At 55.3% G+C, this 18,630-nt stretch carries 20 protein-coding genes; 16 read left to right on the top strand and 4 right to left on the bottom strand.

Translation table 11 applies throughout. The annotated features are described in order from the left end of the window. The first annotated feature begins 85 nt into the window (after nt 1-85). The 5 genes from LGL98_RS03085 (at nt 86) to sstT (ending at nt 6,093) form a co-directional block, all read left to right on the top strand. A complete protein-coding gene (locus tag LGL98_RS03085; protein WP_136031177.1) occupies nt 86-1,729 on the top strand; it encodes a glycoside hydrolase family 43 protein in 1,644 nt (547 codons plus the stop codon). Between the two features lie 78 nt (nt 1,730-1,807). Beyond that, entirely contained in the window at nt 1,808-2,308 is a 501-nt protein-coding gene (locus LGL98_RS03080) for a M48 metallopeptidase family protein (RefSeq protein WP_008806575.1), read from the top strand. A 73-nt stretch (nt 2,309-2,381) separates the two neighbouring features. Beyond that, nucleotides 2,382-3,371 carry a Gfo/Idh/MocA family protein gene (locus LGL98_RS03075; protein WP_136031175.1) on the top strand — a complete coding sequence of 330 codons (990 nt, stop codon included), beginning with the start codon at nt 2,382-2,384 and terminating at the stop codon, nt 3,369-3,371. Nucleotides 3,372-3,642: 271 nt separating this feature from the next. Then, nucleotides 3,643-4,614: a TerC family protein gene (locus LGL98_RS03070; protein WP_136031173.1), complete on the top strand. Its 972-nt coding sequence runs from the start codon at nt 3,643-3,645 to the stop codon at nt 4,612-4,614. A gap of 231 nt (nt 4,615-4,845) precedes the next feature. Continuing rightward, on the top strand, nt 4,846-6,093 hold the full coding sequence (gene sstT / locus LGL98_RS03065) for a serine/threonine transporter SstT (protein WP_136031171.1): 1,248 nt from the start codon (nt 4,846-4,848) through the stop codon (nt 6,091-6,093). A 15-nt stretch (nt 6,094-6,108) separates the two neighbouring features. Here sstT and LGL98_RS03060 read toward each other — a convergent pair whose 3' ends face one another. The 3 genes from LGL98_RS03060 to uxaC form a co-directional block, all read right to left on the bottom strand. Continuing rightward, nucleotides 6,109-6,663 (bottom strand): YgjV family protein, encoded by a 555-nt coding sequence (locus LGL98_RS03060; protein WP_136031169.1) that lies wholly within the window; start codon nt 6,661-6,663, stop codon nt 6,109-6,111. A 128-nt stretch (nt 6,664-6,791) separates the two neighbouring features. Beyond that, nucleotides 6,792-8,279, bottom strand: a complete 1,488-nt coding sequence (locus tag LGL98_RS03055; protein ID WP_136031167.1) for a UxaA family hydrolase — start codon at nt 8,277-8,279, stop codon at nt 6,792-6,794. A gap of 18 nt (nt 8,280-8,297) precedes the next feature. Continuing rightward, entirely contained in the window at nt 8,298-9,710 is a 1,413-nt protein-coding gene (gene uxaC, locus LGL98_RS03050) for a glucuronate isomerase (RefSeq protein WP_136031165.1), read from the bottom strand. Nucleotides 9,711-10,189: 479 nt separating this feature from the next. Between uxaC and LGL98_RS03045 the strand changes: the two genes are divergently transcribed. The 11 genes from LGL98_RS03045 to LGL98_RS02995 all read left to right on the top strand — a co-directional run bounded on the left by LGL98_RS03045 (nt 10,190) and on the right by LGL98_RS02995 (nt 17,659). Beyond that, nucleotides 10,190-11,491 carry an MFS transporter gene (locus LGL98_RS03045; RefSeq protein WP_136031163.1) on the top strand — a complete coding sequence of 434 codons (1,302 nt, stop codon included), beginning with the start codon at nt 10,190-10,192 and terminating at the stop codon, nt 11,489-11,491. A 127-nt stretch (nt 11,492-11,618) separates the two neighbouring features. After that, the gene (exuR, locus tag LGL98_RS03040) at nt 11,619-12,395 is read left to right on the top strand and encodes a transcriptional regulator ExuR (protein WP_008806583.1); all 777 of its coding nucleotides are present in this window, start codon (nt 11,619-11,621) and stop codon (nt 12,393-12,395) included. 341 nt (nt 12,396-12,736) lie between these two features. Then, nucleotides 12,737-13,399, top strand: a complete 663-nt coding sequence (yqjA, locus tag LGL98_RS03035; protein ID WP_004206121.1) for a DedA family general envelope maintenance protein YqjA — start codon at nt 12,737-12,739, stop codon at nt 13,397-13,399. Between the two features lie 8 nt (nt 13,400-13,407). Next, nucleotides 13,408-13,785: an EnvZ/OmpR regulon moderator MzrA gene (gene mzrA / locus LGL98_RS03030; RefSeq protein WP_165931850.1), complete on the top strand. Its 378-nt coding sequence runs from the start codon at nt 13,408-13,410 to the stop codon at nt 13,783-13,785. 149 nt (nt 13,786-13,934) lie between these two features. After that, nucleotides 13,935-14,303 (top strand): DUF1090 domain-containing protein, encoded by a 369-nt coding sequence (locus LGL98_RS03025; protein ID WP_008806585.1) that lies wholly within the window; start codon nt 13,935-13,937, stop codon nt 14,301-14,303. Nucleotides 14,304-14,348: 45 nt separating this feature from the next. After that, complete coding sequence (locus tag LGL98_RS03020) at nt 14,349-14,654, top strand: ElaB/YgaM/YqjD family protein (RefSeq protein ID WP_002917916.1); 306 nt, start codon at nt 14,349-14,351, stop codon at nt 14,652-14,654. 2 nt (nt 14,655-14,656) lie between these two features. Further along, the gene (locus LGL98_RS03015; RefSeq protein WP_136031161.1) at nt 14,657-15,055 is read left to right on the top strand and encodes a phage holin family protein; all 399 of its coding nucleotides are present in this window, start codon (nt 14,657-14,659) and stop codon (nt 15,053-15,055) included. Next, nucleotides 15,052-15,345, top strand: coding sequence for a YqjK-like family protein (locus LGL98_RS03010; protein WP_136031159.1), 294 nt, complete (start codon nt 15,052-15,054; stop codon nt 15,343-15,345). Before LGL98_RS03015 ends, LGL98_RS03010 begins: the two co-directional genes overlap by 4 nt. A 355-nt stretch (nt 15,346-15,700) precedes the next feature. Further along, complete coding sequence (locus LGL98_RS03005) at nt 15,701-16,093, top strand: DoxX family protein (protein WP_002917920.1); 393 nt, start codon at nt 15,701-15,703, stop codon at nt 16,091-16,093. Nucleotides 16,094-16,177: 84 nt separating this feature from the next. Then, entirely contained in the window at nt 16,178-17,164 is a 987-nt protein-coding gene (locus LGL98_RS03000) for a glutathione S-transferase family protein (protein WP_136031157.1), read from the top strand. Nucleotides 17,165-17,290: 126 nt separating this feature from the next. Beyond that, nucleotides 17,291-17,659 carry a DUF805 domain-containing protein gene (locus tag LGL98_RS02995; protein ID WP_136031155.1) on the top strand — a complete coding sequence of 123 codons (369 nt, stop codon included), beginning with the start codon at nt 17,291-17,293 and terminating at the stop codon, nt 17,657-17,659. Between the two features lie 40 nt (nt 17,660-17,699). Here the strand turns inward: LGL98_RS02995 and yhaJ are convergent, their stop codons facing one another. After that, complete coding sequence (gene yhaJ / locus LGL98_RS02990) at nt 17,700-18,596, bottom strand: DNA-binding transcriptional regulator YhaJ (RefSeq protein ID WP_136031153.1); 897 nt, start codon at nt 18,594-18,596, stop codon at nt 17,700-17,702. Nucleotides 18,597-18,630 lie beyond the last annotated feature (34 nt).

Raw genomic sequence — 18,630 nt, 5'->3', positions numbered from 1 at the left:
ATATAAATAGAAACAGTCTATATATCTCCTGAGTCATCCTCCACTTAAAATTATTGCTATATTTTGAACATTAAGGATAAATACGATGATTCAGAATCCTGTCTTTAGAGGTTTTAATCCTGACCCCTGTATATGCCGCCGCGGCGATGATTATTATGTGGCGGTATCATCATTTGAATGGTTTCCCGGACTACCGGTTTATCATTCAAGGGATCTTAAACATTGGCAATTGCTCACCCATGTGCTTACCGATGATAATAACCCAGACTTAAAAAAACTGCCTTCTGCCAAAGGTATTTGGGCCCCAAGCCTGACCTGGTGCGAAGAAGAAAAGCTGTTTTATGTCATTTATGGCGTTATGAATTCAATGAACTCCCGTTATTTTGACGTTGATAATTATCTTATTACCGCCGAGGAGATCACTGGCCCGTGGAGCGCCCCCGTTTATCTCCATTCAGCTGGATTCGATGCCTCAATTTTGCACGACCACGATGGCAGAAAATGGATCGTCTCACTGGAGTGGGAAACTCGCGAAGGCTATGAAAAACCGGGAGCGATCTGCCTGGTGGAATATTCGCCGCAGACGCACAGCGTCATCGGCTACCCGCAGCGCATCTGGCACGGCGGTACCGACCGCGGCTGCATTGAAGCGCCGCATCTGACGAGACGCGGCGACTATTACTACCTGATGGTCGCCGAAGGCGGCACCGGTTACGGGCATTCTGTCACCATGGCCCGTGCCACCGAGGTCGCTGGCCCCTATCAAGGCGATCCGCTCAATCCAATCGTCACATCCTGGCCAGAGAATTTTAACGAACGCAAAGATACAGGCCATCTCAAGCCCCACTATTTCAATCCGGAAACCTACCTGCAAAAGGCCGGGCACGGTAGCTATGTCGAGACCCCAACGGGTGAAGTCTGGCTAACCCACCTTTGCAGTCGTCCGTTTCGCCAGGAGCTACGCTGCCCTCTGGGTCGCGAAACGGCGCTCCAAAGGATGGAATGGAGCGAGGATGGCTGGCTGCGCCTGGCCGCTGGGGGTCATCTCGCACAGCATCAGGTAGAAGGATCCCGTCTGCCGCCGCACCCGTTTCCACTAAAAGCGGACCTTGATGATTTTGATGAGCCAAGGGTGGATAACGCGTTTTATGCGCCGAGGATCCATTTCCAGCGTTTTACCAGCCTGACGCGTAAAGCAGGCTATCTTGCTCTACGCGGTCAGGAGTCGCTGAGCTCGCTCAATAAAGTCAGTCTGCTGGCGAAAAAGCTGACCTCGGTATACGCCAACATCAGTACGAAGATGGATTTTAACCCGGAGATTTATCAGCACAGCGCTGGACTGGTGCTCTATTACGACAACATGAACTATCTGTTTTTACATAAAACCTGGGATGAAACCTCTGGCGCGGCGCAACTGGCTATTATTTACATGGATAACGGTGAGCGTCACGACGATCCACAGAAAATTCGCCTTGCCGAGGGAGAAATCTATCTCGCGATTGCTATTAATGGCCGAGAGGTACAGTGTTCATGGTCTGTCGACGGTGAGCACTATCACCCCATCGGAGCGGTCTACGACACATCGCATTTCTCCGATGAATACAGCCGCTACGGCGAGTTTACCGGGGCGTTTGTCGGCATGGCCTGCGTGGATAGTATGCTGCATCGCAAAGAGGCGCTGTTTGATTTCTTCTGCTACCGGGCGGATGAAGACGCGATAATCGAGTAACGATGCCTTTCTGGCATCCTGTCCGCACAGGGTGCTAGAATCCCCGGCTGTTGTCGCTTAATTACGCAAACGGGCTACATGAGCACATTACCTTATCTCCATGGCTATCCTGAATCGCTGTTGTCGCAGGTGACGACCTTAATCGAGCAAGACCGCCTCGGCGAGGTGCTGCAAAAGCGTTATCCTCAGGGCCATGACGTTAACAGCGATAAAGCGCTGTATCAGTACACTCAGGATCTGAAGGCCCGCTTTCTGCGCGGAGCGGCGCCGATCAATAAAGTGATGTACGACAGTAAGATCCACGTGCTGAACAATGCGCTCGGCCTGCACACCGCCATTTCCCGCGTTCAGGGCGGCAAGCTGAAAGCTAAAGCGGAAATTCGCGTAGCGACGGTGTTTCGCGACGCGCCGGAGGCCTTTCTGCGAATGATCGTGGTTCATGAACTGGCGCATTTAAAAGAGAAGGATCACAACAAAGCCTTCTATCAGCTGTGCTGTCATATGGAGCCGCAATACCACCAGCTGGAGTTCGACACCCGCCTGTGGCTGACGCACCTTTCGTTAAATCGTTCTGCGTAGTGACGCACTGGTTTTGTCATGACGGCATGATAGAGTGACGACAGGTTCCCTTTAATGGAGTTCGTCAACGTTTATGATACGTTTCGCAGTTGTTGGCACAAACTGGATCACCAAGCAGTTTGTCGATGCCGCCCATGAAACCGGCAAATATAAACTTACCGCCATCTACTCCCGCAGCCTCGAACAGGCGCAAGCCTTCGCCAATGACTATCCGGTCGAGCATCTGTTTACCTCACTCGATGAACTGGCACAGAGCCCTGACGTTGACGCGGTCTATATTGCCAGCCCGAACTCGCTGCACTTCCCGCAGACCCGGCTGTTCCTGAGCCACAAGAAGCATGTCATTTGCGAAAAGCCGCTGGCGTCGAACCTGCAGGAAGTCGAAGCGGCGATAGCGCTGGCGAAAGAAAATAACGTTGTGCTGTTTGAAGCCTTTAAAACCGCCAGTCTGCCTAACTTTCTGCTACTGAAAGAAACGCTCGCTAAAGTGGGCAAACTACGCAAAGCCTTCATCAACTACTGTCAGTACTCCTCGCGCTATCAGCGCTACCTCGACGGCGAAAACCCCAACACCTTTAACCCAGCGTTCTCTAACGGTTCAATTATGGATATCGGCTTCTATTGCCTGGCGTCCGCTGTGGCGCTGTGGGGCGAGCCGCGGGCCGTTCTTGCCACCGCCAGCCTGCTGGACAGCGGCGTAGACGCCCAGGGCACCGTGGTGCTGAGCTATGGCGACTTCGACGTGACGCTGCATCACTCCAAAGTTAGCGATTCCGCGATCCCCAGTGAAATTCAGGGTGAAGACGGTGCGTTAGTGATCGAAAAAATCTCCGAATGTCAGAAGCTGGCGTTTGTGCCGCGCGGCGGTAAAGCCCAGGACCTGACGCAGCCCCAGCACATTAATACCATGCTGTATGAGGCGGAGACCTTTGCGCGGCTGGTGGAGACACAGGATGTGGATCACCCGGGCCTGGCGGTGAGCCGGATCACCGCCAAACTGTCGAGCGAAATTCGTCGCCAGACCGGAGTGATCTTCCCGGCCGATACGCAGCCGCTGGCGTAAAAGAGTGTAAAGGCCCGACCGGCCGCCATTGACGAAAACCGCCCTGTGACATATTTTGTTACCTGCAAAGGGGAGTAACTTCCTTGCCGGTTGATCGTCATTACGATGCGTGCAATACCGCATCCGGTCGCCGGGCAATAACCAAAGCCCATCGCGATGTACTTTGGTTGTTGTAAGTGAGACCTTGCCGGAAGGCGAGGTCTATGCATAAAAGCGCAGCGGCTGCCGTCTTCCGACGTCAGCCGTTTTGTTTTTATGTAAGGAATATCAAATGAATACTGTCGGCACGCCGTTGCTATGGGGTGGATTCGCTGTCGTGGTCGCGATCATGTTGGCAATCGATCTGCTGCTTCAGGGACGACGCGGTTCGCATAGCATGACCATGAAACAGGCCGCTGGCTGGTCAATCCTCTGGGTCACGCTTTCTCTGCTGTTCAACGCCGCCTTCTGGTGGTATCTGGTACAAACCCAGGGCCGGGCCGTTGCTGACCCGCAGGCGCTGGCTTTCCTCACTGGTTATTTAATTGAAAAAGCGCTAGCGGTCGATAACGTCTTCGTCTGGTTGATGCTGTTCAGCTATTTCGCCGTACCGCCTGCTCTGCAGCGCCGGGTGCTGGTGTATGGCGTGCTGGGCGCGATCGTTCTGCGTACCATCATGATCTTCGCCGGCAGCTGGCTGATTTCGCAGTTCGACTGGCTGCTGTATGTCTTCGGCGCCTTCCTGCTGTTTACCGGCGTGAAGATGGCGCTGGCGAAAGAAGATGACTCCGGCATCGGCGATAAACCGCTGGTGCGCTGGATCCGCAGCCATCTGCGGATGACCGATAAAATCGAGAGCGAGCGCTTCTTCACCCGTAAAAACGGGGTGTTGTTCGCCACCCCGCTGCTGCTGGTGCTGATTCTGGTGGAACTGAGCGACGTGATTTTCGCCGTCGACAGTATCCCGGCAATCTTCGCGGTGACCACCGATCCGTTTATCGTCCTGACCTCGAACCTGTTCGCTATCCTCGGCCTGCGCGCCATGTACTTCCTGCTGGCGGGGGTCGCTGAGCGCTTCTCGATGCTCAAATACGGTCTGTCGGTGATCCTGGTGTTTATTGGCGTGAAGATGCTGATCGTCGACTTCTACCATATCCCGGTTGCCATCTCGCTGGGCGTGGTGGGGGGTATCCTGGCCGTCACGCTGGTAATTAACGCCTGGGTCAACAAGCAGCACGACAAGCAGCGTAAACTGCCTGAGTAATCTGCATCACACGCCGTCGGCCATCGCCGACGGCAACTTCTGCTCATGTCACAGTTATGTTACTACATAGTTAAAAAACAAGATCCAGATTAAAATCGCAGTATTTTGCGCTTCCCGACCGCCATTCTTTCCGTATACTCGACCATGCAAACATCTACTTACATCCTGACATAAACGTAACAAATAATACGTGGCTGGGATGGCTTGCTACATCACTGGAAGGAATGAATTATGACAACACGCACTCCCCCATCGGGGTGGTTATCCCGCCTGGCGCAAGGCAGCCTGGTAAAACAAATTTTAATCGGCCTGGTGCTTGGCGTACTGTTGGCGCTGGTCTCTAAGCCAGCGGCTATCGCCGTCGGCCTGCTGGGAACCCTGTTCGTCGGCGCGTTAAAAGCGGTGGCACCGGTGCTGGTATTGATGCTTGTCATGGCCTCGATCGCCAACCACCAGCATGGCCAAAAAACCAGCATCCGGCCTATTCTGGTTCTTTATCTGCTGGGCACCTTTAGCGCGGCGCTGACCGCAGTGTTGTTCAGTTTTGTCTTTCCCTCATCACTGCATTTGACCACCGCCGCCGACAGCATCACGCCGCCGTCAGGGATTGTTGAGGTGCTGCGCGGCCTGCTGATGAGCATGGTGTCCAACCCGATCGACGCGTTGCTGAACGCCAACTATATCGGCATTCTGGTGTGGGCGGTGGGGCTTGGCTTCGCCCTGCGTCATGGTAACGACACCACCAAAAACCTGATCAACGATGTCTCCCACGCAGTGACCTTTATCGTTAAAGTAGTGATCCGCTTTGCACCGCTGGGGATCTTCGGCCTGGTCTCTTCCACCCTGGCGACCACCGGTTTCGAAACCCTGTGGGGCTACGCCCAACTGCTGCTGGTGCTGGTGGGCTGTATGCTGCTGGTGGCGCTGGTGATTAACCCGCTGCTGGTGTTCTGGAAGATCCGCCGCAACCCCTATCCGCTGGTGCTGACCTGCCTGCGCGAAAGCGGCGTCTACGCGTTCTTCACCCGCAGCTCCGCCGCCAACATTCCGGTAAATATGGCGCTGTGTGAAAAGCTAAATCTGGATCGCGATACCTATTCGGTCTCTATTCCACTGGGAGCGACGATCAATATGGCTGGCGCGGCAATCACCATCACCGTGCTGACGCTGGCGGCGGTGCATACGCTGAATATTCCGGTGGATCTGCCGACGGCGCTGCTGCTGAGCGTGGTCGCTTCGCTGTGCGCCTGCGGCGCCTCCGGCGTGGCGGGCGGTTCACTGTTGCTGATCCCGCTGGCCTGTAATATGTTTGGGATCCCGAACGATGTGGCGATGCAGGTGGTTGCCGTCGGGTTTATTATCGGCGTACTGCAGGACTCCTGCGAAACCGCGCTGAACTCCTCTACCGACGCCCTGTTTACCGCCGCGGCCTGCATGGCGGAAGACGAACAGCTGGCGAAGAACGCCCTGCGTAGCTAATGCCTTTCCCCTCCGCTATCGGGCGGAGGGGCTCTCTTCCTGTACTGCGTTTTCAACCTTAAACGGATCGATACCGCGCTTTTGCATCCGGCGGAAGCGAATGATATTCAGCCCGTTGACGATCAGAAAACTGCCTTCAATCAGCGTCCCGCCAATGGAACCCAGCCACAGATTATGCGTGACCCAGCAGGCAGTGGAGCACCACATCACGCAGCGGACGGTTAGCCCTTTACAGCGAAACAGCGCCCAGGTACTGGCGACGGTGCCAATAATTGGCAGCAGCTCCATGGCATGCTGCAGTTTGCCCAGACCGAGAATCAACGTCAGGAGGATAAAGACGGTCATCACCCACAGGCTACGGGTGCGTAAGGAAATGACCGTGCGGAGCGCATTGAGCCCGGCGCTCATCCCGGCCGGTGCGGCGCCCATCAGGAAAAAATGGATGCCGATAATGGCGCTATAGACCGCCAGCTGCAGCCTGAAACGGCGTTCATCGCGGTTGATAAAGGTGGTAATACCGATAAGAAAGGCGATGACGCCGACACCCTGGGCCAGCCAATACGCGGTCATGAAAGCTCCCTGACTGAAAAAACAAACGGCGCTTCACTGGCTGAAACGCCGCTGTTACGATCCCGATGACGTTACGCTATCAGGCCGATACACGATCTACGCCCCTGGGCGCCAATGTGAATACACCTTTACAGGGTAACACCGCTTTTAAAGATGGCCAGTTCGCGGAAGTCATTCTGCTCATTACAGGTCGGTTTACCGTTGGCGAAAGCCACAATGGCATCCACAAACTCCTCCAGCAGCTGCGGCATCGCTTTGCCATGGATCAGCTGCCCGGCATCGAAGTCGATCCAGTGCTTTTTCTTCGCCGCCAGCTCGCTGTTGGTAGCGATCTTCACCGTTGGCACAAAGCCACCGTACGGCGTGCCGCGGCCGGTACTGAACAACACCATATGACAGCCAGCGCCGGCCAGCGCGCTGGTGGCAACCGCATCGTTGCCCGGCGCGCTCAGCAAATTCAGACCGTTGACCTTCAGGCGCTCGCCGTAGCGCAGAACATCCACCACCTGGCTGGAACCCGCTTTCTGGGTACAGCCCAGCGATTTATCCTCCAGCGTGGTGATCCCGCCGGCTTTGTTACCCGGAGATGGGTTTTCATAAATAGGCTGGTCATGGGCAATAAAGTACTGCTTGAAGTCATTGACCATGGTGACCAGCTTGTCGAAGGTCGCTTCGTCGCGGCAGTGGCTCATCAGTAACTGCTCGGCGCCAAACATCTCCGGCACTTCGGTCAGCACGGTGGTGCCGCCGTTGGCGATCACATAGTCTGAGAAGCGGCCCAGCATCGGGTTAGCGGTAATGCCAGACAGGCCGTCCGATCCCCCGCACTCGAGGCCAAACTTCAGCTCGCTCAGCTTGCCCGGCTGACGTGTATCCTGACGCATCACTTCATACAGCTGGTGAAGATGCTCAACCCCCGCTTCTACTTCATCGTCCTGGTGTTGGCAAACCATAAAGTGCACGCGCTGCGGATCATACTCGCCCAGGGTCTCGCGAAACGCATCAACCTGGTTGTTTTCACAGCCAAGCCCCACCACCAGTACCGCCCCAGCGTTCGGATGACGAACCATATTTTGCAACATAGTGCGGGTGTTGATGTGATCGTCTCCGAGCTGTGAGCAGCCGTAGGTATGGCTGAAGAGATGCACCCCGTCGATACCCTCAGCGCCACCGGTCTCTTTCAGAAAACGGTTTTGCATCTGCCGGGCCATGGCGTTGACGCAGCCGACGGTCGGCAGGATCCACAGCTCGTTGCGTACCCCAACGTCGCCGTTGGCGCGACGATAAATCTGCACCTCGCGATCCGCAGGCTGTGCCGGTTGGGCAACCAGGTCCGGTTGATAGCGATACGCGTCAAGATCGCTGAGATTGGTGCGCGTGTTATGCGCATGAACATGCTCACCCGGCGCGATATCCGCCAGCGCATGACCTATCGGCAACCCGTACTTAATGACGTTTTCCCCTTTCGCGATAGCGCGCAGTGCAAACTTGTGGCCGCGAACGATATCCTGGCCGAGGGTGACCGAGTCCTGATCAATCGTCACCACGCTACCGGCAGCGATATCCGTCAGCGCGACCGCGACGTTATCCTGCGAATGGATTTTAATGTATTGCATATCAACCGACCTCAGGCCTTAGTTCAGTTCAATGGCGAAATAGTCGCGCGCATTGTTAAAGCAAATGTTTTTCACCATCTCACCCAGCAGCGCGATATCTGCAGGTGCTTCACCCGCAGCCACCCAGCGGCCGATCATCTGGCACAGAATGCGGCGGAAGTATTCGTGGCGCGTGTAGGAGAGGAAGCTGCGACTGTCGGTCAGCATCCCGACGAAGCGGCTCAGCAGTCCGAGCTGCGCCAGCTGGGTCATCTGCCGCTCCATACCGTCTTTCTGATCGTTGAACCACCAGCCGGAGCCGAACTGCATCTTGCCCGGCATGCCTTCGCCCTGGAAGTTACCGATCATGGTGCCCAGCACTTCGTTATCGCGCGGGTTCAGGCAGTAGAGAATCGTTTTCGGCAGCAGGTTTTCTTCATTCTGCTTGCTCAGCAGCTTAGACAGCTCTTCAGCCATCGGACGATCGTTGATCGAGTCGAAGCCAACGTCCGGGCCTAACAGTTTGAACTGACGCAGGTTGTTATTACGCAGCGCACCGATGTGGTACTGCTGGACCCAGCCGCGACGGGCATACTCTGCGCCGAGGAACACCAGCACCGCCGTTTTGAACTGTGCGACTTCGTGTTCATTGAGGGTCTCCCCTGCCAGGCGACGCGCCAGAATGTCATCCAGCTCGGCATCGGTCGCTTCCGCAAACAGCACCACGTCCAGCGCATGGTCGGAGACTTTGCAGCCGTGAGCGGCAAAGTGATCCAGACGTTTGGTCAGGGCACTTTGCAGGTCAGCAAAGCGGCGAATATCGGTATCAGATACTTCGCCCAGCTTCGCCATATAGTCATTAAAGGTCGCCAGCTCGATGTTGAACGCTTTATCCGGGCGCCAGCTCGGCAGCACCTTGATGTCAAAGGAGGCGTCTTTGGCGACGACCGCATGGTGTTCCAGCGAATCAATCGGATCGTCGGTGGTGCCGACCATCTTCACATTCATCTGCTTCATGATTCCGCGGGCGGAGAAGGCGTCCTGAGCCAGTAAATCATTGCACTGGTCCCAGATCTCATCGGCGGTGGATGGCGATAACAGCTTACCTGTAATACCAAAAGGGCGACGCAGCTCTAAATGCGTCCAGTGGTATAACGGGTTGCCAATAGTGTGCGGAACTGTTGCTGCCCAGGCGTCAAATTTCTCGCGATCGGAGGCATCTCCGGTACACAAACGCTCTGCTACGCCGTTGGTGCGCATCGCGCGCCACTTGTAGTGATCGCCTTTCAGCCAGATGTCATACAGATTTTTGAAACGATAATTTTCGGCAACCTGCTGCGGCGGAAGGTGGCAGTGGTAGTCGAAAATCGGCTGATCTTTGGCATAGTCGTGGTACAGACGGCGGGCAAACTCGGTATCAAGTAGAAAATCTTCAGTCATAAACGGTGTCATTCGCGTGTCCTCTTCGCTCCGCAACGGGAGCCTTTCAGATGATTGACTACAATGCTGACAAAGTTATCACACCAATTTCTACAGACCGAGCTGTTTTTCGTGAGTTAGATCAATAAACGTCGACAAAAAAACGACCATCCCAGAGCAAAACACCTCGCCAGAGCGCGCCATTTCTGGCTTTTCCGGCCAGGAATAAAGACCACACTATCTTTCCCACTTTTGTGACAGCACTCAACTTTTAAAGTTGTATGACAAGTTATCTTTCTGCCGTCGCAACATATAAACCGACGGAATGCATTACCGGTGTTTATGACATCGGCTTATACGGGATGGATACCGACTTTCAATAACCACTAATGGCAAGGTTCGAACAGAGGGGAGTCCCCCCTCCTGAACCCTCCGTTTCGCTTTCCTGGCCGCGTAACGAGGTCGGAAAAGGCCGCACCTGGTGCGGAAAGATAACAGACGATGAGGTTTACATGCGTAAAATTAAAGGGTTACGTTGGTACATGATTGCACTGGTGACGCTGGGCACCGTGCTGGGTTACCTGACGCGTAACACCGTGGCGGCGGCCGCGCCGACGCTGATGGAAGAGTTACACATCTCGACCCAACAGTACTCGTATATCATTGCAGCTTACTCCGCTGCCTACACCGTCATGCAGCCTGTTGCGGGTTATGTCCTTGATATTCTGGGAACAAAAATCGGCTATGCCTTCTTCGCCATCGCCTGGGCGGTATTCTGCGGCTCAACGGCGCTGGCCGGCAGTTGGGGTGGACTGGCGCTGGCCCGCGGCGCAGTAGGCGCAGCAGAGGCCGCGATGATCCCGGCTGGTCTGAAGGCCAGCTCAGAGTGGTTCCCGGCAAAAGAGCGCTCTATCGCAGTGGGCTACTTCAACGTCGGTTCCTCAATCGGCGCCATGATCGCGCCGCCGCTGGTGGTATGGGCGATTGTGATGCACAGCTGGCAGATGGCGTTCATTATCTCCGGGGTCCTGAGCTTCGCCTGGGCCATCGCCTGGCTTATCTTCTACAAACACCCGCGCGATCAGAAAAAATTATCTGACGAAGAACGCGACTACATCATTGGCGGTCAGGAGTCTCAGCACCAGACCAACAACGCGAAGAAAATGTCGCCATGGCAGATCCTGCGCAACCGTCAGTTCTGGGGTATTGCCCTGCCGCGCTTCCTCGCAGAGCCGGCCTGGGGGACCTTTAACGCCTGGATCCCGCTGTTCATGTTCAAGGTGTACGGCTTTAACCTGAAAGAGATCGCGATGTTCGCCTGGATGCCGATGCTGTTCGCCGACCTCGGCTGCATCGTCGGTGGCTACCTGCCACCGCTGTTCCAGCGCTGGTTCGGCGTCAACCTGATCGTCTCGCGTAAAATGGTCGTGACCATGGGTGCGGTACTGATGATTGGCCCGGGGATGATCGGCCTGTTTACCAGCCCGTACGTAGCGATTGCGCTGCTGTGCATCGGCGGGTTTGCTCACCAGGCACTGTCCGGGGCGCTGATCACCCTCTCTTCCGATGTCTTTGGCCGTAACGAAGTCGCGACTGCCAACGGTCTGACCGGGATGGCTGCCTGGCTGGCCAGCACCATGTTCGCCCTGGTCGTCGGTGCGCTGGCGGATACCATCGGCTTTAGCCCGCTGTTTGCTGTATTGGCAGTCTTTGACCTGCTGGGCGCGCTGGTTATCTGGACGGTATTGAAAAATAAACCGGCTGATGATGACTCTGCGCCACTTAGCAGTAGCAAACCGGCTACGCAAAGTTAGACGTAGTGAGAATGTGACTGCTGATTAAGCCGCCTGTTCAGGCGGCTTTTTCATGCCTGCCAGTGGTGGAAAGCGCGTAAAAGTGGTATAACAAATCGAATATTGTCGCCATCTTGCGGGAGCGAATATGGAAATCATTGAACCACGCCGTCTGTATCAGCAGCTTGCTGCTGAACTGAAGACGCGCATCGAACAAGGTGTCTACCTTGTAGGGGATAAGCTGCCCGCCGAGCGCTTTATCGCCGATGAAAAAAACGTCAGCCGCACCGTGGTTCGTGAAGCCATTATCATGCTGGAAGTTGAAGGATATGTCGAAGTCCGCAAAGGGTCGGGTATTCATGTCATCTCCAACCATCCGAAATACCAGCAAGTGGCCGATGAAAGCCTTGAGTTCGCCAACTATGGCCCTTTTGAACTGCTGCAGGCGCGGCAGCTCATAGAAAGCAATATCGCCGAATTTGCGGCCACTCAGGTGACCAAGCAGGACATCATGAAGCTAATGGAGATTCAGGAGAAAGCGCGTAACGAGAAATGTTTCCGCGACTCCGAGTGGGACCTGCAGTTTCACGTCCAGGTCGCCCTGGCCACGCAGAACAGCGCGCTGGCGGCGATTGTGGAAAAGATGTGGACCCAGCGCGTACATAACCCGTACTGGAAAAAGCTGCATGAGCATATCGATCTACGCACGGTCGATAACTGGTGCGACGATCACGATCAGATCCTCAAGGCCCTGCTGCGTAAAGACCCGAACGCCGCTAAGCTGGCCATGTGGCAGCATCTGGAAAATACCAAGCAAATGTTGTTTAACGAAACCAGCGACGACTTTGAATTTAATGCCGATCGCTATCTGTTTGCAGAAAACCCGGTCGTTCATCTCGATACGGCGGCCAACAGCGCAAAATAAGCTCTTATCTTAGCAGCGCGCAACCCCGGCGCGCCTGCCTGCTATCCAGGCTGGAGTAAGCAAAGCATATATAGTGTCAGCCTGTGTAAATCCTCTCGCCTCCCACCGCTGCAATCAGCAAAATCAACAAGCAACACCTTGCAATTTCTCTGACGTAAAGTCAGGTGATTTGTTACAATTAGATGCATTTTGCCGTTCTGGGGGTAGGTCTTTACTTACTTCAGTTTTATACAGGGAAGCGTTCAGAGCGCCTAAGCCGCGACCATAATCTCATAATAACCTTGTCGCCCTATATGCCACGCGCTCAGACGTGCCGTTAACCGATGTACCAGGAATCGTGAATGGAACTATTAACCCAGTTATTGAATGCCTTGTGGGCTCAGGATTACGAAACGCTCGCGAATCCCTCCATGATTGGCATGCTGTATTTTGTCTTGTTTATGATTTTGTTTCTTGAGAACGGGTTACTGCCTGCCGCGTTTTTGCCGGGGGATAGTCTGCTTGTGCTCGTGGGCGTGCTGATCGCCAAAGGGGCGATGGGTTTTCCGGAAACCTTACTGCTGCTCACCGCCGCCGCCAGCCTTGGCTGTTGGCTGAGCTATATTCAGGGACGCTGGCTGGGGAATACGCGGATCGTGCAAAACTGGCTGTCGCATCTGCCCTCTCACTATCATCAGCGCGCGCATCACCTGTTTCATAAGCATGGCCTCTCCGCGCTGCTGATCGGCCGCTTTATCGCCTTCGTGCGCACGCTGTTGCCGACGATTGCCGGCCTTTCCGGCCTCAATAACGCTCGCTTTCAGTTCTTTAACTGGATGAGCGGCCTGCTGTGGGTGCTCATCCTGACCTCACTGGGCTATCTGCTGGGCAAAACTCCGGTATTCCTCAAGTATGAAGATCAGCTGATGTCCTGCCTGATGCTCCTGCCGGTCGCGCTGTTGGTCTTCGGACTGATCGGCTCGCTGGTGGTGCTGTGGAAGAAAAAATACAGAAGCCGGGGCTAATGATGGTCATAAAACGCCCTTCCCTGCGCCAGCTGAGCTGGCTGCTGGGTGGCTCTCTTGTGCTCTGCGCGCTGTTATGGGTCTGTCTGGCGGTGCAGCAGCAAGAGGCCACGCTGGCGATCCGTCCGGTTGGACAGGGTGTCAGCATGCCTGATGGCTTCTCCGTCTGGCATCACCTCGATGCCAACGGCATCCGCTTTAAAAGCATCACGCCGCAGAAAGATGGCCTGCTGATTAAGTTTGATTCCACCGCCCAGGGCGCGGCGGCGAAAGAGGTCCTCGGTCGCGCTCTGCCACATGGTTATATTATTGCCCTGCTGGAGGACGATAACTCGGCCACCGCCTGGTTATCCCGTCTGCGCGACGCGCCTCATCGGCTCGGGTAAACTACCGCCGTACTGCGTTTTTTACGCAGTCTGGTGGTTTCCTGCATTTGTTACTATGCTTAATCCTGCGGGAATCAACGCATTCCCGTTCACCATCGGGAACGGGTATATCCTCCGGGTACACCCTCAGACAATGGAAGGTACTATCCATGAAACACCGCATCGCTCTGCTTTTGGCCCTGACTTCACTTAGCGCCAGCGCCATAGCCGCCTCTCCCTGCCAGGAAAAAGAGCAGGATATTCAACGAGAGATCAGCTATGCCGAAAAGCATCACAATCAAAGTCGCATTGATGGGCTAAACACCGCGCTCCGTCAGGTACGGGAGAACTGCAGCGACAGTAAACTCAAAGCCGATCATCAGCAAAAAATTGCCAAACAGCGGGAAGAGATCGCTGAACGTCAGCGCGATCTGCAGGAAGCCCGGAAGAAAGGCGATGCGGACAAGATCAATAAACGCCAGCATAAACTCAATGAAGCGCAACAGGAGTTGAAAACGCTGGAGTCTCGGGATTACTAATCACCATTAACTTTCGCAACACGGACCACGCTACAGGAGAACGACATGGCTAAAGAAAATGTGACTGACGACCTTCGTGCAGAACTGAAAACGCTGGCGGATACCCTGGAGGAAGTGCTGAACTCCTCGGCGGATAAATCGAAAGAAGAAATGGGTAAACTGCGCAGTAAAGCCGAAAGCGCGCTGAAAGAGAGTCGCGCCCGCCTGGGGGAAACCAGCGAGGCGATTCTGCGTCAAACGCGTGAAACCGCCGCCCGGGCGGATGATTATGTTCGCGAAAATCCGTGGACTGGAGTCGGGATTGGTGCCGCCGTCGGGCTGGTGCTGGGTGTCCTGCTGTCGCGTCGCTGATTATGGCGAATACTCAACACACGCAGGGGCCGGGTCAGCGCGTTTTTTCCATTGGCCAGCGTATTGTTACGCTGCTGGTCGAAATGGTGGAAACGCGGTTGCGCCTGGTCGTCGTGGAACTGGAGGAGGAGAAAGCCAACCTCTTCCAGCTGCTGATCATGACCGGACTGACGCTGCTGTTTGCCGCGTTTGGCCTCATGAGTCTGCTGGTGCTGGTTATCTGGGCCGTTGATGCCCAGTACCGCCTGCACGTCATGATCGCCACCACCGTCGTTCTGCTTCTCGCCGCCGCGATCGTGGGTATCCTTACCCTACGTAAGGCGCGCCGCTCCACGCTGCTGCGTCTGACGCGTAAAGAACTGGAGAACGACCGTTCCCTTCTGGAGGACGATAAACCATGAATGGCCGACAGGAGCGTGAACGGCAAAAGGCGCTGCTGTTGCGCCAGATCCAGCAGCAACGTCTGGAGCTGAGCGCCTGTCGTCGCCACTGGCTGGAGGCGACTGCGCCCCTCGATCGCGGCTGGCATACGCTGCTGAGTTTACGTTCGTGGCTGATGGTTGGCAGCGGTCTGATGGCCGTCTGGTCCGTACGTCACCCACACTTTTTAATGCGCTGGACCAAACGCGGACTCGGACTGTGGAGCACCTGGCGAATGGTTCGTGGGATCCTGCGTCAGTCAGCCCGCTAGCGGCTCAGGGCGCGGGCGCTTTTTCTCGCGCCCCGTTCTGCCGTTTCCCTGCCAGATAATACTATTCACGACCACCTGCGCTGTCGCCGCAACAAGCGGTTAACTTGCCTTTATAGTCCTGTCGATTGAGATCGGCCCATTCCCTATCGGCCGGCTGGTTACCCATCGCTGCCGGATAGTTTGCCTCTCCCCGCACTGCTTGCTCAGAATCTTTGAAAAAGATCTACAGTTTTCCTTGCTAACAATTCCCTCTCCGCCTCGCTACTATCCTCTCCATCGACAGCGATACCGCGTAACTACGCGGGATTGCACTAAAAAACAAAACCGCCGCCCTTTGGGTTTTCTGGAGTAAGAAATGAAAAAATTAGAAGATGTTGGTGTATTGGTAGCGCGTATTCTGATGCCGATTCTGTTTATCACTGCAGGATGGGGCAAAATCACCGGTTACGCCGGAACCCAGCAGTATATGGAGGCCATGGGCGTGCCGGGAGCACTGCTGCCACTGACCATCCTGCTTGAATTCGGTGGCGGTTTAGCGATTCTGTTCGGTTTCCTGACCCGTACCACAGCGCTGTTTACCGCAGGCTTTACGCTGCTGACCGCGTTCCTGTTCCATAGCAACTTTGCGGAAGGCGTGAACTCTCTGATGTTCATGAAAAACCTGACCATCGCGGGCGGTTACCTGTTACTGGCCATCACCGGACCAGGCGCATTCAGTATCGACCGTGTACTGAATAAGAAATGGTAAGCGCACTATACTGAATGAATGAATGAAAAAAGCGAGGAGACCACTCCTCGCTTTTGCTATCTGTAGTCTGAAGGAGGAGCAAAGATGGGACAATTAGTCGACGGCGTCTGGCAGGATACCTGGTATGACACAAAATCCACCGGTGGGCGTTTTAAGCGTTCCGTTTCCGCCTTCCGCAACTGGCTCACCGCCGATGGCGCGGCCGGCCCGAGTGGCGAAGGGGGATTCGCGGCGGAAAAAGATCGCTATCATCTGTACGTCTCTCTCGCCTGCCCGTGGGCGCATCGCACGTTAATCATGCGTAAACTGAAAGGGCTGGAGCCTTTTCTCCCCGTCTCCGTGGTCAATCCGCTGATGCTGGAAAACGGCTGGACCTTTGACGACAGCTTCCCGGAAGCCACCGGCGATACCCTCTACCAGCATGATTTTCTCTATCAGCTGTATCTTCACGCCGACCCGCACTACACCGGACGCGTGACCGTGCCGGTGCTGTGGGATAAAAAACAGCAGACCATCGTTAGCAATGAGTCGGCAGAAATCATCCGTATGTTTAATACCGCCTTCGATGGCCTTGGCGCCCGGGCCGGAGATTACTACCCGCCAGCGCTGCGGGAACAAATCGATGAACTGAACGGCTGGATCTATGACAACGTCAACAACGGCGTGTATAAAGCCGGCTTTGCCACCAGCCAGCAAGCTTACGACGAAGCGGTGGATGCGGTCTTTACCTCGCTGGAACGGCTGGAGCAGATCCTCGGTCAGCATCGCTACCTGACGGGTAATCAGCTAACAGAAGCCGACATTCGCCTGTGGACAACGCTGGTACGCTTCGACCCAGTGTATGTGACCCATTTTAAATGCGATAAACGGCGCATCAGCGATTACCTCAATCTGTACGGTTTCCTGCGCGACATCTACCAGATGCCAGGGATCGCCGAAACGGTAAGTTTTCCGCATATCCGTCACCACTATTATCGCAGCCATAAAACCATTAATCCTACCGGTATTATCTCCATAGGACCGCAGCAGGATCTCAGCGAACCGCACGGTCGCGATCAGCGCTTCCGTTGATCTGTCGGGCGCCAGTGATGGCGCCCAATAATTCAGAAAACAGATATTTACCCACCATTCATTCACGTCTATTCTTATTGCGATCGCTTAAAAAACAAGTGATTGACGGTTAATTGAGGCGTAGAAATGGACTGGTATCTCAAGGTATTAAAAAACTATATAGGATTTGGCGGCCGTGCGCGGCGCAAAGAGTACTGGATGTTTATTCTGGTCAACCTCATCCTGACCGGTGTACTGAGCATCATCGATAAAATGCTGGGCTGGCAGCGGGCGGGCGGCGAAGGCATTCTGACCACTATCTATGGCGTACTGATCTTTTTACCGTGGTGGGCGGTGCAGTTTCGTCGTCTGCACGACACCGATCGTTCGGCCTGGTGGCTGCTGCTGCTGTTGATCCCGGTCATCGGTTGGCTGGTGATCCTGATCTTTAACTGCCAGCGCGGCACTGAGGGCAATAATCGCTTCGGGCCCGATCCGAAACCTTTTTCCTACTAATCTTCCTGCTCCTCCCGCTTGCGGGAGGAGCGTCTTCATCCTATCTGCCGGCAAACAGCTTGGGGATCTCACGCAGGCACCAGGACTTCGCTTCGCCCATGCTGTCCCGCCGCCAGGCCATGATAATGTCAATTTCATTAGTGTATTCCGGGCTGACGACCCGTAAACGCCCTTCGGCAATATCCTTCTCCACCAGCGGATAGGGCATGGTTGCCACGCCTAAACCGGCCAGCAGCGCCTGACGTTTATCTTCTATCGTACTCACCGTTAAGCGCGGCTGTTTATCCAGTAGCTGGACGGTGAGGACGGGCCGCTCGCGCGCAGTATCCGCCACCGCGACGCCGCGGTATTTTACGCGGGTAACCTCAGAGAGCGGCTCCGGCTCCTGATGGATCGGATGGTCCGGCGCCGCGACGTAGACGCTCAACACCGAATAGAGTTTGCGGGAGTTAATCTCTGAGGAGGAACGAAAATGCATATCCGGCGCGACAACAATATCCGCCCGCCCCTGCTCCAGCCGCTCCCAGGCGCCGGCCAGCACCTCAGTGATAATCGACAGCTGGGTGTTGGATTTAGCCGCCAGTTTTTCAATTAGCGGAAACAGATCCGGAGTGGGCACCAGCGCTTCGGTAACAATCGTCAGGTGGGTTTCCCAGCCGCGCGACAGGGCTTCAGCATCGGTGGTGAGTTTATCCGCCGCTTCAAGCAGCACGCGCCCGCGCTCCAGCAGCATTCTTCCGACGTTAGTGAACTTCGTGCGATGACCTGAGCGGTCAAACAGCACCACGTCCAGCTCCTCCTCCAGTTTTTGCATGGTATAGCTCAGGGCGGAAGGCACGCGTCCCAGCTCATCAGCCGCGGCAGCGAAGCTTCCGCGCCGGTCGATCGCATCCATCACGCGTAACGCTTCCAGCGTTAATGCTCTCTCTTTGGCCATCGCTTTCTCATTCAGGAAATTTGAACATACCGGG

The organism is Klebsiella africana (assembly GCF_020526085.1).
In the GTDB taxonomy this organism is placed as follows: domain Bacteria; phylum Pseudomonadota; class Gammaproteobacteria; order Enterobacterales; family Enterobacteriaceae; genus Klebsiella; species Klebsiella africana.
The sequence above is the reverse complement of the archived record's forward strand: the minus strand, read 5'-3'. Positions and strand labels throughout refer to the sequence as shown.

What these genes read in the sequence shown, in the direction of transcription:
- yqjA (WP_004206121.1), top strand. Translation starts at nt 12,737, where the DNA reads ATGGAACTATTAACCCAGTTATTGAATGCCTTGTGGGCTCAGGATTAC.
- exuR (WP_008806583.1), top strand. Translation starts at nt 11,619, where the DNA reads ATGGAAATCATTGAACCACGCCGTCTGTATCAGCAGCTTGCTGCTGAA.
- LGL98_RS03075 (WP_136031175.1), top strand. Translation starts at nt 2,382, where the DNA reads ATGATACGTTTCGCAGTTGTTGGCACAAACTGGATCACCAAGCAGTTT.
- LGL98_RS03015 (WP_136031161.1), top strand. Translation starts at nt 14,657, where the DNA reads ATGGCGAATACTCAACACACGCAGGGGCCGGGTCAGCGCGTTTTTTCC.
- LGL98_RS03080 (WP_008806575.1), top strand. Translation starts at nt 1,808, where the DNA reads ATGAGCACATTACCTTATCTCCATGGCTATCCTGAATCGCTGTTGTCG.
- LGL98_RS03085 (WP_136031177.1), top strand. Translation starts at nt 86, where the DNA reads ATGATTCAGAATCCTGTCTTTAGAGGTTTTAATCCTGACCCCTGTATA.
- LGL98_RS02995 (WP_136031155.1), top strand. Translation starts at nt 17,291, where the DNA reads ATGGACTGGTATCTCAAGGTATTAAAAAACTATATAGGATTTGGCGGC.
- LGL98_RS03000 (WP_136031157.1), top strand. Translation starts at nt 16,178, where the DNA reads ATGGGACAATTAGTCGACGGCGTCTGGCAGGATACCTGGTATGACACA.
- yhaJ (WP_136031153.1), bottom strand. Translation starts at nt 18,596, where the DNA reads ATGGCCAAAGAGAGAGCATTAACGCTGGAAGCGTTACGCGTGATGGAT.
- LGL98_RS03055 (WP_136031167.1), bottom strand. Translation starts at nt 8,279, where the DNA reads ATGCAATACATTAAAATCCATTCGCAGGATAACGTCGCGGTCGCGCTG.
- LGL98_RS03070 (WP_136031173.1), top strand. Translation starts at nt 3,643, where the DNA reads ATGAATACTGTCGGCACGCCGTTGCTATGGGGTGGATTCGCTGTCGTG.
- LGL98_RS03010 (WP_136031159.1), top strand. Translation starts at nt 15,052, where the DNA reads ATGAATGGCCGACAGGAGCGTGAACGGCAAAAGGCGCTGCTGTTGCGC.
- LGL98_RS03025 (WP_008806585.1), top strand. Translation starts at nt 13,935, where the DNA reads ATGAAACACCGCATCGCTCTGCTTTTGGCCCTGACTTCACTTAGCGCC.
- LGL98_RS03060 (WP_136031169.1), bottom strand. Translation starts at nt 6,663, where the DNA reads ATGACCGCGTATTGGCTGGCCCAGGGTGTCGGCGTCATCGCCTTTCTT.
- sstT (WP_136031171.1), top strand. Translation starts at nt 4,846, where the DNA reads ATGACAACACGCACTCCCCCATCGGGGTGGTTATCCCGCCTGGCGCAA.
- uxaC (WP_136031165.1), bottom strand. Translation starts at nt 9,710, where the DNA reads ATGACACCGTTTATGACTGAAGATTTTCTACTTGATACCGAGTTTGCC.
- LGL98_RS03045 (WP_136031163.1), top strand. Translation starts at nt 10,190, where the DNA reads ATGCGTAAAATTAAAGGGTTACGTTGGTACATGATTGCACTGGTGACG.
- LGL98_RS03005 (WP_002917920.1), top strand. Translation starts at nt 15,701, where the DNA reads ATGAAAAAATTAGAAGATGTTGGTGTATTGGTAGCGCGTATTCTGATG.
- LGL98_RS03020 (WP_002917916.1), top strand. Translation starts at nt 14,349, where the DNA reads ATGGCTAAAGAAAATGTGACTGACGACCTTCGTGCAGAACTGAAAACG.